Source organism: Galbibacter kalidii, from assembly GCF_026241135.1.
In the GTDB taxonomy this organism is placed as follows: domain Bacteria; phylum Bacteroidota; class Bacteroidia; order Flavobacteriales; family Flavobacteriaceae; genus Galbibacter.
Window position 1 is genome coordinate 1 of the sequence record NZ_JAPFGA010000082.1, and the last position, 668, is coordinate 668.

The 668-nt window shown below is 47.6% G+C and carries 2 protein-coding genes; both read left to right on the forward strand.

Annotated elements, in window-relative coordinates:
• Positions 1-258, forward strand: a 258-nt coding sequence (locus OOZ15_RS19965) for a hypothetical protein (protein WP_265958189.1), incomplete at its 5' end; no start/stop codon positions are given.
• The gene (locus OOZ15_RS19970) at positions 236-595 is read left to right on the forward strand and encodes a hypothetical protein (RefSeq protein WP_053389852.1); all 360 of its coding nucleotides are present in this window, start codon (positions 236-238) and stop codon (positions 593-595) included. The genes OOZ15_RS19965 and OOZ15_RS19970, both read left to right, overlap by 23 nt.
• Positions 596-668: the final 73 nt, after the last annotated feature.

The following is a 668-nucleotide window of genomic DNA, read 5'->3' on the forward strand; positions in this document are numbered from 1 at the left end:
GTAAATCTTTTCGCGCTATTCCTTGCCATCAAATACTGGAGCATTTTTTCAGGATTGGGCATGGCTCTGTTCGCGGTCGTTACGGTCATGCCTATGTACCTCATTCACCGTGAAGATCGTGATGCTCATATTGTCTGGCGCAAAGTCATTTTTGGCTCAGGAAATATGAACAACAGCAAAACCAAAGTTCGCAAAGTCCGTTTTATTTCGTTAAATCCAACTAAGGGTAATGTACATGATTCACAACGCGTTAAGTAAAATTTCTGCGAATTTCCAGCGCGCAAAGACCGCACTGATTACGGTTTCTGCGATGCTGGCGACGCAACAAGCAATGGCGGCTAACAACGAAGTAACGCTGCCTTCTTCCGATCTTGACTGGCTCAACAAAGGCATTCAGTTCTTCCAGTCAATTGTAGATGCTGTCAGCGGTGCCGGTGTCCTGCTTATCGTGTTTCTGTCTGCCTGTGTCGCGGTTGCCCTCTGGATTCTGGTTCCCAAAAATTCTGGTCAGGCAATGGGCTTAATGGCTCGATGCGCGGCGGGCGGCATCATCCTGTTCAACATTGCGCTGGTTATCGCCTCGCTTCAAAAGTAACGGAGAACGATCCTTATGCCTTCAGGACAGTATAACGAACAGCTTGCATTAGCTGGTCACGAAAACGATGTTG

Excerpts from the sequence above, each read along its gene's own strand:
- OOZ15_RS19970 (WP_053389852.1), top strand. The coding sequence starts at position 236 with ATGATTCACAACGCGTTAAGTAAAATTTCTGCGAATTTCCAGCGCGCA.